The organism is Mycobacterium sp. UM_WGJ (genome assembly GCF_000455125.1).
Taxonomy (GTDB): Bacteria; Actinomycetota; Actinomycetes; order Mycobacteriales; family Mycobacteriaceae; genus Mycobacterium.
The window spans coordinates 1-14,879 of the sequence record NZ_AUWR01000021.1; the positions used below are offsets into that span (position 1 = coordinate 1).

Genomic DNA, 14,879 nt, shown 5'->3' on the forward strand with positions numbered 1-14,879 from the left:
AATGACTCAGGACACTAGTTCAGCGCGATCATCGCGAGAATCAACGAGAGCGTCACGGCGACACCGCCTATCGCGGTTCCGGCCACTGCCATGCCGTGGCCGGCCTCGCCGGTCGACTTGATCTGGTTCAATGCCACGCCCCCGAGGATGACACCGGCCACCCCCAGTGGCCAGAACACCAGACCGAGCAGCGAGACCACCAGGGAGCTGACCGCCAAGACGTTGGTCTTCTGGGCCTGACCCGGGTTGAAATAGCTGCCCGGGTACGGCGTGCCGTAGCCCGACGGCGGGTAACCGGGAGGGTTGCTGTAGCCCGCGGGAGGGTATCCGGGCGGGCCGCCGAACCCCGGGTACTCGCCCGGGCCGAGCGGGGCGGGCGGGGTGGGCGGCAGATAACCGCCCGGTGGCAGGTAGTTGCCGGGCGGCGGGGGCGGCGGGAAACCCGGCGGGGGATAGCCGGGTGCCGGCGGGTAGCCCTCGGGTGCCGGCGGGTACGGCCATCCGCCCTGGTCGGGCGCGGGCGCGCCCGCGTCGGCCCAGGGCTGGTTGGGGTTGCCTCGTGGATTCTCGCCAGAATCCCCGCCGGGAGCTGTCATGCTGTTCAACCTAGCCGATGCGCCGGGACCGGCTTGTCGTCCGACAGTCGGCATCTCGGAGCGAGGAGAGAGAAATCCCATGACCAGCCCCTTCCAGCCCGGACAACCCCCCGGTCCGATCGGTGCGGCGGGCCCGCCGGGACGTCGCGCTCCGGCCCGACTGCCGACCCCGCCCCAGGGGTGGCCGATCGGGTCGTACCCCACCTACGCCGAGGCGCAGCGCGCGGTGGACTATCTGTCCGATCAGCAGTTCCCCGTTCAGCAGGTGACGATCGTCGGCGTGGACCTGATGCAGGTCGAGCGGGTCACCGGCCGGCTCACCTGGCCCAAGGTGCTCGGCGGCGGAGTGCTGACCGGCGCCTGGCTGGGCCTGTTCATCGGCCTGGTGCTGGGCATTTTCAGCGACAACCCGACACAGGCACTGGTGACTGGCCTGATCGCCGGAGTGTTCTTCGGTTTGATCACCTCATCGGTTCCCTACGCGATGGCCCGCGGGACAAGGGATTTCAGCTCGACCATGCAACTGGTGGCGGGTCGCTACGACGTGCTGTGCGACCCGCAGAGTGCCGAGCAGGGCCGGGATCTGTTGGCCAAGCTCACGCTCTGACTCTGCGTTGTTGCATAGCGTGGCCGGGCGGCCTTACCGTCGTGGCACGAAACGGCAACGGGAGGCAAGTGGCGTGGCGAGTCGGCGCGGTCGCGTACGGCGGCTGGGCGCGGCCGCATTGACCGCACTGACCGTTGTGTCGGCGGGGTCGGCCTGCGGTTCGTCCGGACAGTCCGGCGCTGTCCCGGTGATCAGCGTCTACACCCCGGCCAACGACACCGCGACGTTCCGGGTGATCGCGGCGCGCTGCACCGAGCAGGCCGGTGGTCGCTACCGGGTGCAGCAGTTCAGCCTGCCGCGCGCCGCCGACGATCAGCGCCTGCAACTGGCCCGTCGCCTGACCGGAAACGACCGCACCTTGGACGTGATGGGTCTCGATGTGGTGTGGACCGCCGAGTTCGCCGAGGCAGGCTGGGCGTTGCCACTGGCTGAGGATCCGGCCGGCAAGGCCGAGGCCGACGCAGCGGACGACACGCTGCCTGGTCCGCTTGCCACTGGCCGCTGGCGCGGTCGGCTCTATGCCGCACCGCTTGTCACCAACACCCAATTGCTGTGGTACCGGCCGGATCTGATGAAGTCCGCGCCGTCCACCTGGGACCAGATGATCGCCGAGGCGGCGCATTTGTACAGGGCGGGCCAGCCCAGCTGGATCGCGGTGCAGGCCAAGCAATACGAGGGTTTGGTGGTGTGGTTCAACACCCTGCTGGAAAGCGCCGGGGGAAGGGTCCTCGGGGATGACGGCAAGACGGTCACCCTCACCGACACCTCCGAGCATCGCGCCGCCACCGTCGCCGCGCTGCGGGTCATGAAGGCGGTGGCGACCGCTCCGGGTGCCGACCCGTCGATCACCCAGACCGATGAGGGCACCGCCCGGCTGGCATTCGAGCAGGGCAAGGCGGCACTCGAGGTCAACTGGCCTTTTGTGCTGCCGTCCATGTTGGAGAACGCCGTCAAGGGCGGGGTGAGTTTCCTTCCGCTGCAGGGGCGTTCGGATCTAGCCGGCAGTATCGACGGCGTCGGAGCTTTTGCGCCCAGCGACGAGCAGTACCGCATTGCCTATCAGGCCAGTCGTAAAGTGCTCGGGTATGCGCCGTATCCGGCGGTCTTACCGGGGCATCCGGCCAAGGTGACCCTCGGCGGGTTGAACCTGGCGGTGGCCAAGACCACCCGGCATCGCGGCGAAGCCTTTGAAGCGGTGCGTTGTCTGCGAAACGCCGCGAACCAGAAGTATCTCGCGATCGAGGGCGGCCTGCCCGCGGTGCGCGCCTCGGTGTACGCCGACCCGCAGTTCCAGGAGAAATACCCGCAGCACAACGTGATCCGGCAGCAGCTCACCGACGCTGCGGTGCGGCCCGTGACGCCGGTCTATCAGGCGGTGTCGACCCGGATCTCGGCGACGCTGGCGCCGATCAGCGCCATCGACCCGGAACGCACCGCCGATGAGCTCACGGTGCAGGTGCAAAAGGCCATCGACGGCAAGGGGCTGATTCCGTGACCCGCACCGGCTCCCGCGCCGATGATGTCCGGTCACAGCGCCGGCTCGCGGTGGCGCTCGTCGCACCGGCGGGGATCCTGATGCTGGCCGTCACCGCCTATCCAATCGGCTACGCGATCTGGCTGAGTCTGCTGCGCTATAACCTGGCCACCCCGGAGGACACCGCGTTCGTCGGGCTGGCCAACTATCAGACCACCCTGACCGACTCCTACTGGTGGACCGCATTCGCGGTGACGCTGGGCATCACCGTGGTCTCGGTGCTCTTCGAGTTCGTCTTGGGCCTGGCGCTGGCACTGGTGATGCACCGCAGCATGTTCGCCAAGGGCATGGTGCGCACGGCGGTGCTGGTGCCCTACGGGATCGTCACCGTCGCGGCCGCCTACAGCTGGTATTACGCCTGGACTCCTGGGACCGGCTACCTGGCCAATCTGCTGCCGACCGGCAGTGCGCCCCTGACCCACCAGCTGCCGTCGCTGGGAATCGTGGTGCTGGCCGAGGTGTGGAAGACGACGCCGTTCATGGCGCTGCTGCTGCTGGCCGGCCTGGCACTGGTGCCCGACGAACTGCTCAAAGCGGCCCAGATGGACGGTGCCGGCGCCTGGCGGCGACTGGTCACCATCATTTTGCCGATGATGAAACCGGCGATCCTGGTGGCACTGCTGTTCCGCACGCTCGACGCGTTCCGGATCTTCGACAACATCTACGTGCTCACCAACGGCTCCAACAGCACCGGATCGGTGTCGATACTGGGCTACGACAACCTGTTCAAAGGATTCAACGTGGGCTTGGGGTCGGCGATCTCGGTGTTGATCTTCGTCTGCGTGGCGCTGATCGCATGGCTGTTCGTCAAAGTGTTCGGCGCCGCGGCACCGGGATCGAGCCAGCGATGACCGAGCTTCGCCGACGCACCGCATGGCTGATCATCGACTTGGCCGTGGTGCTCTACGCACTGGTCCCGGTGCTGTGGATCTTCTCGTTGTCGCTCAAGCCCACATCAACGGTCAAGGACGGCAGACTGATTCCGTCCACCGTGACCCTGGACAACTACCGCGGCATCTTTGCCGGCGATGTGTTCGGCTCGGCACTGATCAACTCGGTGGGCATCGGTCTGATCACCACGGTGATCGCGGTGGTGATCGGGGCGATGGCCGCCTATGCGGTGGCCCGCCTGGAGTTCCCGGGCAAGCGGTTGCTGGTCGGGGCGGCCCTACTGATCGCGATGTTCCCCCAGATATCGCTGGTGACACCGATTTTCAACATCGAGCGCGCCACCGGGCTGTTCGACACCTGGTTGGGATTGATCATTCCCTACATCACCTTCGCGCTGCCGCTGGCGATCTACACCCTCTCCGCGTTTTTCTCCGAGATCCCGTGGGACCTGGAGAAGGCCGCCAAAATGGACGGCGCCACCCCCGGTCAGGCGTTCCGCAAGGTGATTGCGCCGCTGGCGGCGCCGGGCATCGTCACCGCGGCGATTCTGGTGTTCATCTTCGCCTGGAACGATCTGCTGCTGGCGTTGTCGCTGACGGCGACCAAGGCCTCGGTCACCGCACCGGTCGCGATCGCCAACTTCACCGGTAGTTCGCAATTCGAGGAGCCGACCGGATCGATCGCGGCGGGGGCAATGGTGATCACCGTGCCGATCATCGTGTTTGTTCTAATCTTCCAACGACGGATCGTGGCGGGACTGACCTCCGGTGCGGTGAAGGGATAGGCCGATGGCAGAGATCGAACTCGTCCACATCACCAAGAGCTACCCCGATGGCGCAGTGGCGGTAAAGGATCTGTCGCTGAGCATCGCCGATGGTGAGTTCATCATCCTGGTGGGACCCTCGGGCTGCGGAAAATCGACCACGCTGAACATGATCGCGGGTCTGGAGGAGATCTCGTCGGGGGAACTGCGTATCGCGGGCGAACGCGTCAATGAGCGTGCCCCCAAGGACCGCGACATCGCGATGGTGTTCCAGTCCTACGCGCTCTACCCGCACATGACGGTGCGGGGCAACATCGCGTTCCCGCTGACCCTGGCCAAGATGAAGAAGCCGCAGATCGCCGAAAAGGTGGCCGAGGTGGCCAAGATCCTGGATCTGACTGAGCTGCTGGATCGCAAGCCGTCGCAGCTCTCCGGCGGCCAACGTCAACGGGTCGCGATGGGGCGGGCGATCGTGCGGCACCCGAAGGCATTTCTGATGGACGAGCCTCTGTCGAACCTCGATGCCAAGCTGCGGGTGCAGATGCGCAGCGAGATCGCCCGGCTGCAGCGCAGGCTGGGCACCACCACCGTCTACGTCACGCATGACCAGACCGAGGCGATGACGCTTGGGGACCGGGTGGTGGTGATGCACGGTGGGATCGCCCAGCAGATCGGCACACCCGACGAGCTTTACGAACGGCCCGCCAACCTGTTCGTCGCGGGTTTCGTCGGCTCTCCGGCGATGAATTTCTTCCCGGGCACGTTGACCGCGACCGGCGCACGCCTGGCTATCGGCGAGGTACCGCTGGAGGCGGCGACTCGCGAATCGATCGGCAGGCATCCCGCACCGGCCGGCGGTGAGGTTGTCATCGGGGTACGCTCGGAGCATCTCGGCGATGCCGCGCTGCTCGATGACGCGCAGCGCGGTCGCGCGGTGAGATTCGCGGCCCGCGTCGACCTCGTCGAATCGCTGGGTGCCGACAAGTACCTGTACTTCACCCCGAACGAATCCGGCGCCGCGCCAGCCGAAAACGATCTGGTGGCCCGGGTTCCCGCTGCATCGAAGGCGTCCGCAGGGCAGCCGATCGAGCTGGCGCTGGACCCCGACAAGGTGGTCGTGTTCGACGCCAAGACCGGAGTGAACCTCAGCGTCGCGCCGGCTGGGCGGTGACCCGCCGGTGAGTGAGGTTCTGAACCGGCTGCGTGAGCATGTCCGACTCCACTTTGCGGGTGTCGCCGCCGAGCCCGACACCGCGAAGGTGACGTTTCTGGGTGTCGAGCCCATCGAGGTGTTGCGGTTCGGGCCCGGACCCGACCGGATGGTGCATTACGTCTCGGTCGGTTGCTCGCGCCATCCCATGGGTGACCCCGGCCAGCTGCTTGCCGATCCGGTGCACGGCCCCCGGGCCGAAATCGTGGTGAGCCTGCGGTCCTCGGGTTCCGATACCGGGCTGGCCCGCAGTCTTGCCGCGGTCGCGGCCGCGCCGGTGGTCGAAGGGGTGGTGCTGGCGCCCGATGCGCTGATCGACCTCGGGGGTCCGCTGTGGACGGGGCCTTCGGGTCCGGTGCCGTTCACCGCGGTGTTGCTGGGCGACTGCGACATCGCCGAGTTGACGCTGGCCCCGCCGCGGGAGCCGGTGCGGTTCTTGTCGGCCACCCCGATCACCGCGACCGAGGCAGCGTGGGTGCGGCTCAAGGGCGCCGAGGCGATGCGCGAAGCCTGGCGCGCCGACGGTGTGGACGTCTTCGACCCGGACCGTCCTGCCTCCCAGCCTCAGTAGCCGGGGCGCTCAGAGCCAGCCGTTGCGGCGGAACGCGCGGTAGAGCACCGCGGAGATCACACACATGCCCGTCACCACCGCCGGATAGCCGAACGCCCAGTGCAGCACCGGCATGCGGTCGAAATTCATGCCGTAGATTCCCGCGATCATGGTCGGGACGGCGATGATGCCGGCCCAGGCCGACATCTTGCGCATGTCGGTGTTCTGCTGCATGCCCACCCGCGCCAGCGCGGCCTGCACCAGCGAGCTGAGCAACTCGTCGTACCCGGCGATCTGCTCGGCGGCGCGGGTCTGGTGGTCGGCGACGTCGCGCAGATAGCGCCGTACCTCTTTGGAGATCAGGTCCCGGTAGTCGTTCTGCATCCGTTCAAACGGCACCGACAGGGGCGCGACCGCGCGCCGCAACTCCACGACCTCGCGCTTGATCTGGTAGATCGGCTCGACGTCGGTGCGGGTCCCGGGCGCGAACGCCGTCTCCTCGATGACATCGATGTCGCTTTCCATGAGGTTGGTCACCTCGACGTAGCGGTCCACCACGTAATCGGCGATGGCGTGCATCACTGCGAACGGGCCCAGTCGCATCTGCTGGGGATCGGTGTCCATCCGTTTGCGGACCTGCGCCAGGCCGCTGTGCTCGCCGTGCCGGACGGTGACCACGAAGTTCTTGCCGACGAAGATCATGATCTCGCCCGTTTCGACGATCTCGCGCGGCAGTACCGCCGATTCGTGCGGCACGTAGTTGACGGTCTTCAGCGCCAGGAACAACGTGTCGTCGTAGCGCTCCAGCTTGGGTCGTTGATGCGCCTGAACAGCGTCTTCGACGGACAACGGGTGCAGTTGGAAGGTGGCGGCCACGCCCTGCATCTGGGCCGCGTCCGGCTCGTGCAGGCCGACCCAGACGAATGCTTCTCGGCCACCAGCCTCGATCTCGCGCACCTTGGCCCGCGCGCCGGCGGGGGTGAATTCGCCGGGAATCCGCTCGCCGTCCGCATAGACACCGCAGTCGACCAGCACTCGGGGTGTCGGGTCTTGCAACGCCGTCATGGCCGCTCTCCCTCCGGCGCAGGTGCCGGTCAAATGCTACGCGTGTGGCGCCAACCTGCACGGTGAGCACGAGCCAGGGCCGGAGGTCCCGAAGTTTCGGCGACGACGCCGGTGCGCTAGTTTCGACCCGGACCAAAGCAGACCAGCCGAACCCGTTCGAGGAGCACTTGACGTGAGCACAACCCCACTCAAGGTGGCCGTCACCGGCGCCGCCGGCCAGATCGGCTACAGCCTGTTGTTCCGCCTGGCCAGCGGCTCGTTGCTCGGCCCCGACCGGCCGATCGAACTGCGCCTGCTGGAGATCGAGCCCGCCCTCAAGGCGCTCGAGGGCGTCGTCATGGAGCTCGACGACTGTGCCTTCCCGCTGCTGTCGGGTGTGCAGATCGGCTCGGACGCGAACAAGATCTTCGACGGCGTCAACCTGGCGCTGCTGGTCGGCGCCCGCCCGCGTGGTCCGGGCATGGAGCGCAGCGACCTGCTCGAGGCCAACGGCGCGATCTTCACCGCACAGGGCAAGGCCCTCAACGCGGTCGCGGCCTCCGACATCCGGGTGGGTGTCACCGGCAACCCGGCCAACACCAACGCGCTGATCGCGATGACCAACGCCCCCGACATCCCCAACGAGCGCTTCTCGGCGCTGACCCGCTTGGACCACAACCGGGCCATCTCGCAGCTGGCCGCCAAGACCGGCGCCAAGGTCACCGACGTCAAGAAGATGACCATCTGGGGCAACCACTCCGCGAGCCAGTACCCGGACGTGTTCCACGCCGAGGTCGGTGGGCGTAACGCCGCCGAGGTCGTCAATGACCAGGCCTGGATCGAGAACGACTTCATCCCCACCGTCGCCAAGCGCGGCGCGGCGATCATCGACGCGCGGGGCGCCTCCTCGGCCGCCTCCGCGGCTTCGGCCACCGTCGACGCCGCCCGCGACTGGCTGCTGGGCAGCCCGGACGGTGACTGGGTGTCGATGGCCGTGGTCTCCGACGGCTCCTACGGTGTGCCGGAAGGCCTGATCTCCTCGTTCCCGGTCACCACCTCCGGCGGTGACTGGAGCATCGTGCAGGGGCTGGAGATCGACGACTTCTCCCGCAGCCGCATCGATGCCTCGACCGCTGAGCTGGCCGAGGAGCGCGAGGCCGTCACCGGCCTGGGCCTGATCTGAGGCGTTAAGCCCGGCGGGCGACTTCCGGTGCGAGCTGCACCCGGGAAGTTGAGCCCGAGTTTGGTGTAGACGTCGAGCTCGGTTGGGCGTGAGCCCGAACCGAGCTCGACAGCTGCCCGCGCGCGCAGTGCGGCCGTCGTGCAGCGACGGTCAGATCGCCCCGTGCCACAGCGGTATCGCCTGGCACCAGCCGACGATGGCAGCGATCTGGTGGTACGCCGATGCGATGCCGGCAAAACATCAGCGAAAGAGCGTAGCCGCGCACGCGGGATGCGCTGGCTGCCCCAGCCGATCGAAAGAATGCAAAACCAGCGAAGTACCCTGGACTATCGATGCCCGAGAACCTTGCGATGAACAGTTCGCCGATCGTCATCGGAGACGAAGAGATCTTCGAAGCCCACACGGGCGGGAAGATCTCCGTCGACCTCAAAACCCCGCTGGACACCCAGCGCGCGTTGTCGATCGCCTATACCCCGGGAGTGGCGCAGGTCAGTCGCGCCATCGCCGCCGACCACACGCTGGCGGCCCGCTACACCTGGGCGCACCGGCTGGTGGCCGTGGTCAGCGACGGAACGTCGGTCCTGGGGCTCGGTGACCTTGGCCCGGCGGCGTCCCTGCCGGTGATGGAGGGCAAAGCGGCGCTGTTCAAGACCTTCGCCGGCCTGGACTCCATTCCGATCGTGCTGGACACCAAAGACCCGGACGAGATCGTCGAGACGCTGGTGCGGCTGCGCCCGTCGTTCGGGGCGGTGAACCTGGAGGACATCTCCGCGCCGCGGTGCTTCGAGATCGAGCGGCGCGTGATCGAGGCGCTGGACTGCCCGGTGATGCACGACGACCAGCACGGCACCGCGATCGTGGCCCTGGCGGCGCTGCTGGGTGCGGCCAAGGTGCTCGACCGCGACATCGCGTCGCTGCGGGTGGTGGTCTCCGGGGCCGGGGCCGCGGGTGTGGCGTGCGCGAACATCCTGCTCTCGAGGGGCATCTCGGAGATGATCGTGCTGGATTCGCAGGGTGTGCTGCATCCGGAGCGCTCCGGCATGAACGACGTCAAGCTCGAGCTGGCGCAGCGGACCAATCCTCGTGGACTTACCGGCGGCCTGGCCGAGGCGCTGGCCGGTGCCGACGTGTTCCTGGGCGCCTCCGGTGGCGTGGTGCCCGAGGAGCTGATCGCGTCGATGGCTCCGGGTGGGGTGGTGTTCGCACTGTCGAACCCCGATCCCGAGATCCACCCTGACCTGGCAGCCAAGTACGCGGCGGTGGTGGCGACCGGTCGCAGCGACTTCCCCAACCAGATCAACAACGTGCTGGCCTTCCCCGGCGTGTTCCGTGGTGCGCTGGACGCCGGTGCGCGACGCATCACCGAAGCGATGAAGCTGGCTGCGGCAGAGGCGATTTTCTCCGTCGTCGCCGACGAGCTGGCACCGGACCGTATCGTGCCCAGCCCGCTGGACCCCCGGGTCGAGCCGGCCGTTGCTGCGGCCGTCGCGGCGGCCGCAGAGTCCGCGTCGTAGAGCGCCCGGTGCCCAGGCGACATCACCTGCACCGCCTGGCGCTGGGATGCGCGGCTGTGCTGATCGCCGGTTGTGGTGCCCATCCGGGGCCGCCGCCACTGGGCGTGGGCATGTCGCCGGATCCGCAGTCGCAGGTCCTGGGCCACCTGTATGCGAGCGCGCTGCGCGGTACCGGCGCCGCGGTGCGCGTTGAGGCCGTCGAAGACCCGGTAACCGCGTTGGACGCGGGGGAGTTGACGGTCGTTCCCGGTTTCACCGGCCGTTTCTTGGTGATGTTCGCCCGCGACTCGGTGGCGCGCTCCGATCGGGGCGTCTACCGGGCGTTGGCCGGCGCGCTGCCGGAGGGCCTCGCGGTCGGCGACTACGCGATGACCGCCGAGGACAAACCCACATTGGCCGTGACGAAGACGACCGCGACCGCGTGGGGAGGCACCGACTTGCCCACGCTCGTCCGGCATTGCGCCGGACTGACCGTCGGCGCTGTCGCGGGCGTGCGGGTCCCGCGCGTGGTGGGCCGGTGCACGCTCCCGAAGCTACGTGAGTTCGCTGATGACGCAGCGTTGTTCGCTGCACTGAAGGCCCGCCAGATCACCGCGGCGTGGTCCAGTACTGCCGACCCCGACGTGCCGGAAGGCATGGTGCTGCTCGCCGACACGCGCCCCGCGCTGGTGCGCGCCGAGAATGTGGTGCCGCTGTATCGCCGTAATGAGTTGACCGAAGCCCAACTGCTGGCGGTCAATCAGGTGGCCGGCGTGCTGGACACCGACGCCTTGATCGAGATGCGCCGGCAGGTGGCCGACGGTGCCGACCCGCAGGCTGTCGTGGACGCCTTCTTGGACGAGCACCCACTCGGCAGATAGCCGGGCCTACTGGGGCCTGAGCTTGGGGAGGGCGAACGAGAAAAGGCGCTGGTAGCGCGAGCCCAGGACGCGCACGAGCAGGTCCAGCACTCGCGCGTCGTTTCCGATGAGCACGCGAGCCCGGTTCTTGCTGACGCCGTCGAGGATCACCCGGGCCGCCTCTTCGGCGGTGGTGGAGGCTAGTTTCCGGTCGAAGAAGTCGGCCATGGCCGCGGCGTCCAAACCCTCGGCGACGGTGGCGTTGCGCGCGATCGCGGTCTTGATGCCGCCCGGGTGCACCGTGGTGACCTTGACCGGGTGCTTGTTGATGGCCATCTCCTGGTTCAACGCCTCGGTGAAGCCGCGGACCGCGAACTTCGCCGCGTTGTAGGCGGCCTGGCCGGGCATGGCCAGCAGCCCGAACAAGCTGGAGATGTTGATGACGTGGCCGTCGCCGGACTCGATCAGATGCGGCAGGAAGGCCTTGGTGCCGTTGACCACGCCCCAGAAGTCGACGTCCATCACCCGTTCGATGTCCTTGAACGGGCTGATCTCGACGTCGCCGCTGAACGCGATGCCGGCGTTGTTGTAGATCTGGTTGACCTTGCCGAAGTGCTCTTTCACCTCTTCGGCGTAGGCGAGGAACGCTTCCCGCTCGGTGACGTCGAGGCGATCGGCCTTGACCCGTACCCCCAGCGCTTTCAGCCGCCGCTCGGTCTGGGCGAGCCCCTCGGTGTCGACGTCGCTGATCGCCAGTTGCGCTCCGGAGCGGGCCAACTCGATGGCCAGCGCTTGACCGATGCCTGAGCCGGCACCGGTGACGACGGCGACTTTCCCCGCGAATCCCTGCATGTGCTCTCCCCAACGGTTGGTGGAACCCCGAGCGTATCCGGTACCGCTGGTACCGCATTGACTGCCCTCGGTGAGCGTGCGCAGTTGCCCAGCAAGACGCGGCGTGTTGCGCACAAACACGCACACTCGCCGGTGGAAGGCCTAGCCGAATGCCGAGTCGATGATCTCCTGCTGTTCGACCGCGTGCACCTTCGACGACCCCGATGACGGCGCCGACATCGCCCGTCGCGAAATGCGCTTGACCCCGGTCAGCTTCTCCGGCAACAGCTCCGGCAGCTCCAGGCCGAACCGCGGCCACGCGCCCTGGTTGGCCGGCTCCTCCTGCACCCAGAAGAACTCCTTGGCATTCGGGTAGCGGTCCAGCGTTGCGGCGAGGCGGCGCTTGGGCAGCGGGGCCAACTGTTCGATTCGCACGATCGCGATGTCGTCCCGGCCGTCCTTGGCCTTGCGGGCGGCCAACTCGTAGTAGAGCTTGCCGCTGGTCAGCAGCACCCGGGCGACCTTGCTGCGATCGCCCACGCCGTCCTCGTAGGTGGGTTCTTCGAGCACCGAGCGGAACTTGACGTCGGTGAAGTCCTTGACGTCGCTGATCGCCGCCTTGTTGCGCAGCATCGACTTCGGCGTGAACACGATCAGCGGACGCCGGATCCCGTCGAGGGCATGGCGGCGCAGCAGGTGGAAGTAGTTCGACGGCGTCGAGGGCATCGCAATCGTCATCGAGCCCTCCGCCCACAGCTGCAGGAACCGCTCGACGCGTCCCGAGGTGTGGTCCGGTCCCTGGCCCTCGTGGCCGTGCGGCAGCAGCAGCACCACGTTGGACAGCTGGCCCCACTTGGCCTCGCCGGAACTGATGAACTCGTCGATGATCGACTGGGCGCCATTGACGAAGTCGCCGAACTGCGCTTCCCACAACACCAGGGCTTCGGGGTTGCCGACGGTGTAGCCGTACTCGAAGCCGACCGCGGCGAACTCGGAGAGCGGCGAGTCATAGACCAGGAACTTGCCGCCGCTCGGGGTGCCGTCGGCGTTGGTGGCCAGCAGCTGCAACGGGCTGAACTCCGCGCCGTTGGCCTGGTCGATGATCACCGAGTGGCGCTGCGAGAAGGTGCCTCGGCGGGTGTCCTGCCCGGACAACCGGATCAGCTTGCCTTCGGCGACCAGCGAACCCAGTGCCAGCAGCTCGGCGAACGCCCAGTCCACCTTGCCCTCGTAGGCCATCTCACGGCGTCGCTCCAACACCGGCAGGACCCGTGGGTGCACGGTGAAGCCCTCGGGAACCGCTAAGAACGCGTCGCCGATGCGGGCCAGCATCGCCTTGTCCACCGCGGTGTTCAGGCCGCGCGGCACCTGCTGCTCGGACTCCACCGACTCGCTGGGCAGCGCGGCGTGCTTCTCCAGTTCGCGGATCTCGTTGAACACCCGCTCCAGTTGGCCGTGGTAGTCGCGCAGTGCGTCCTCGGCCTCCTTCAGCGAGATGTCGCCACGGCCGATCAGGTCTTCGGTGTAGCTCTTGCGGACGCTGTTCTTGGTGCCGATCACGTCGTACATGTACGGGTTGGTCATCGACGGGTCGTCGCCCTCGTTGTGCCCGCGGCGGCGGTAGCACAGCATGTCGATGACGACGTCGGTGTGGAACTTCTGCCGGAAGTCCACCGCCAGTCGGGCCACCCAGTCGCAGGCCTCCGGGTCGTCGCCGTTGACGTGGAAGATTGGCGCGCCGATCATCTTGGCCACGTCGGTGCAGTATTCGCTGGAGCGTGAGTAGTCCGGCGCTGTGGTGAAACCGATCTGGTTGTTGACCACGATGTGGATGGTGCCGCCGACCCGGTAGCCGGGCAGCAGTGCCATGTTCAGCGTCTCGGCCACCACGCCCTGGCCGGCGAACGCGGCGTCGCCGTGCAGCATCATCGGGACGACCGAGAACGGCGGCTTGTCTTCGGTGCCCGAGGCGCCGCGGCCCAGCAGGTCCTGGCGAGCACGGACCAATCCTTCGAGCACCGGGTCCACGGCCTCCAGGTGCGACGGGTTGGCGGTCAGCGACACCTGAATGTCGTTGTCGCCGAACATCTGCAGGTACACCCCTGTGGCACCCAGGTGGTACTTGACGTCGCCGGAGCCGTGCGCCTCGGCCGGGTTGAGGTTGCCCTCGAACTCGGTGAAGATCTGCGAGTAGGGCTTGCCGACGATGTTGGCCAGCACATTGAGCCGGCCGCGGTGCGGCATGCCGATGACAACCTCGTCGAGGCCGTGCTCGGCGCACTGGTCGATGGCCGCGTCCATCATCGGGATGACGGTCTCGGCGCCCTCCAGGGAGAACCGCTTCTGGCCGACGTACTTGGTCTGCAGGAAGCTTTCGAACGCCTCGGCGGCGTTGAGCTTACTCAGAATGTATTTCTGCTGCGCCACAGTCGGTTTGATGTGCTTGACTTCGACGCGCTCCTGCAACCACTGCTGCTGCTCGGGCTCGAGGATGTGGGTGTACTCGACGCCGACATGGCGGCAGTAGGCGTCGCGCAGCACCGACAGGATCTCGCGCAGCTTGCGGATGTCACCGCCGGGCAGGCCCTCGACTTTGAATTCGCGGTCCAGGTCCCACAACGTCAGGCCGTGGCTCTGCACGTCCAGATCGGGGTGGCTGCGGAACCGGGTGTTATCCAGGCGCAGCGGGTCGATGTCGGCCATCAGGTGGCCGCGGTTGCGGTAGGCGGCGATCAGCTCGACGACGCGGGCGTTCTTGTCGACGACCGAGTCCGGGTTGTCGGTGCGCCACCGCACCGGCTCGTAGGGGATGGACAGTTCGAAGAAGATCTCGTCCCAGAACGCGTCGGAGAGCAGCATCTCGTGCACCGTGCGCAGGAAGTCGCCCGATTCCGCGCCCTGGATGATGCGGTGGTCATAGGTCGAGGTGAGGGTGATGACCTTGCCCACCCCGAGTTCGGCGATCCGCTGCTCGCTGGCGCCCTGGAACTCGGCGGGGTACTCCATCGCGCCGACGCCGATGATCGCGCCCTGCCCGGCCATCAGCCGTGGCACCGAGTGCACGGTGCCGATGGTGCCGGGGTTGGTCAGCGAGATGGTCACCCCGGCGAAGTCCTCGGCGGTGAGCTTACCGTCGCGGGCTCGACGCACGATGTCTTCATAGGCGTCGACGAACTGCGCGAAGCGCAGCGATTCCGAGCCCTTGATGGCAGCCACCACCAGGGAGCGCTTGCCGCCGGCGCCTTGCAGGTCGATAGCCAGCCCCAGGTTGGTGTGGGCCGGTGTGACGGCGTTCGGCTTGCCGTCGACCTCGGCGA

General features: G+C 67.4%; 13 protein-coding genes. 9 read left to right on the top strand and 4 right to left on the bottom strand.

Going from position 1 to position 14,879, the window contains the following annotated elements:
* Positions 1 to 14 precede the first annotated feature (14 nt).
* Positions 15 to 596: a DUF4190 domain-containing protein gene (locus tag N416_RS24235; protein ID WP_051190217.1), complete on the bottom strand. Its 582-nt coding sequence runs from the start codon at positions 594 to 596 to the stop codon at positions 15 to 17.
* A 79-nt stretch (positions 597 to 675) separates the two neighbouring features.
* On the opposite strand from N416_RS24235, the gene N416_RS0108455 reads away from it, so the two are divergent.
* From N416_RS0108455 to N416_RS0108480, 6 genes are all read left to right on the top strand, one after another.
* Entirely contained in the window at positions 676 to 1,203 is a 528-nt protein-coding gene (locus N416_RS0108455; RefSeq protein WP_024441678.1) for a general stress protein, read from the top strand.
* Positions 1,204 to 1,276: 73 nt separating this feature from the next.
* Complete coding sequence (locus N416_RS0108460) at positions 1,277 to 2,698, top strand: ABC transporter substrate-binding protein (protein ID WP_024441679.1); 1,422 nt, start codon at positions 1,277 to 1,279, stop codon at positions 2,696 to 2,698.
* A complete protein-coding gene (locus tag N416_RS0108465) occupies positions 2,695 to 3,588 on the top strand; it encodes a carbohydrate ABC transporter permease (protein WP_024441680.1) in 894 nt (297 codons plus the stop codon). The genes N416_RS0108460 and N416_RS0108465 overlap by 4 nt, the downstream gene beginning before the upstream one ends.
* A complete protein-coding gene (locus N416_RS0108470; protein WP_024441681.1) occupies positions 3,585 to 4,412 on the top strand; it encodes a carbohydrate ABC transporter permease in 828 nt (275 codons plus the stop codon). The genes N416_RS0108465 and N416_RS0108470 overlap by 4 nt, the downstream gene beginning before the upstream one ends.
* A gap of 4 nt (positions 4,413 to 4,416) precedes the next feature.
* Complete coding sequence (locus tag N416_RS0108475) at positions 4,417 to 5,562, top strand: ABC transporter ATP-binding protein (protein WP_024441682.1); 1,146 nt, start codon at positions 4,417 to 4,419, stop codon at positions 5,560 to 5,562.
* 7 nt (positions 5,563 to 5,569) lie between these two features.
* Positions 5,570 to 6,172 carry a suppressor of fused domain protein gene (locus N416_RS0108480; protein ID WP_024441683.1) on the top strand — a complete coding sequence of 201 codons (603 nt, stop codon included), beginning with the start codon at positions 5,570 to 5,572 and terminating at the stop codon, positions 6,170 to 6,172.
* Positions 6,173 to 6,181: 9 nt separating this feature from the next.
* Here N416_RS0108480 and corA read toward each other — a convergent pair whose 3' ends face one another.
* Positions 6,182 to 7,216: a magnesium/cobalt transporter CorA gene (gene corA / locus N416_RS0108485; protein ID WP_024441684.1), complete on the bottom strand. Its 1,035-nt coding sequence runs from the start codon at positions 7,214 to 7,216 to the stop codon at positions 6,182 to 6,184.
* Between the two features lie 172 nt (positions 7,217 to 7,388).
* On the opposite strand from corA, the gene N416_RS0108490 reads away from it, so the two are divergent.
* From N416_RS0108490 to N416_RS0108500, 3 genes are all read left to right on the top strand, one after another.
* Entirely contained in the window at positions 7,389 to 8,378 is a 990-nt protein-coding gene (locus N416_RS0108490; RefSeq protein WP_024441685.1) for a malate dehydrogenase, read from the top strand.
* 332 nt (positions 8,379 to 8,710) lie between these two features.
* On the top strand, positions 8,711 to 9,892 hold the full coding sequence (locus N416_RS0108495) for an NADP-dependent malic enzyme (protein WP_036457563.1): 1,182 nt from the start codon (positions 8,711 to 8,713) through the stop codon (positions 9,890 to 9,892).
* Positions 9,893 to 10,002: 110 nt separating this feature from the next.
* Entirely contained in the window at positions 10,003 to 10,752 is a 750-nt protein-coding gene (locus N416_RS0108500; protein WP_081654506.1) for a glycine betaine ABC transporter substrate-binding protein, read from the top strand.
* A 6-nt stretch (positions 10,753 to 10,758) separates the two neighbouring features.
* Here N416_RS0108500 and N416_RS0108505 read toward each other — a convergent pair whose 3' ends face one another.
* Positions 10,759 to 11,583 (bottom strand): SDR family oxidoreductase, encoded by an 825-nt coding sequence (locus N416_RS0108505; RefSeq protein ID WP_024441688.1) that lies wholly within the window; start codon positions 11,581 to 11,583, stop codon positions 10,759 to 10,761.
* Positions 11,584 to 11,724: 141 nt separating this feature from the next.
* Positions 11,725 to 14,879: multifunctional oxoglutarate decarboxylase/oxoglutarate dehydrogenase thiamine pyrophosphate-binding subunit/dihydrolipoyllysine-residue succinyltransferase subunit (locus N416_RS0108510; protein ID WP_024441689.1), on the bottom strand; the 3,155-nt coding region annotated here is incomplete at its 5' end.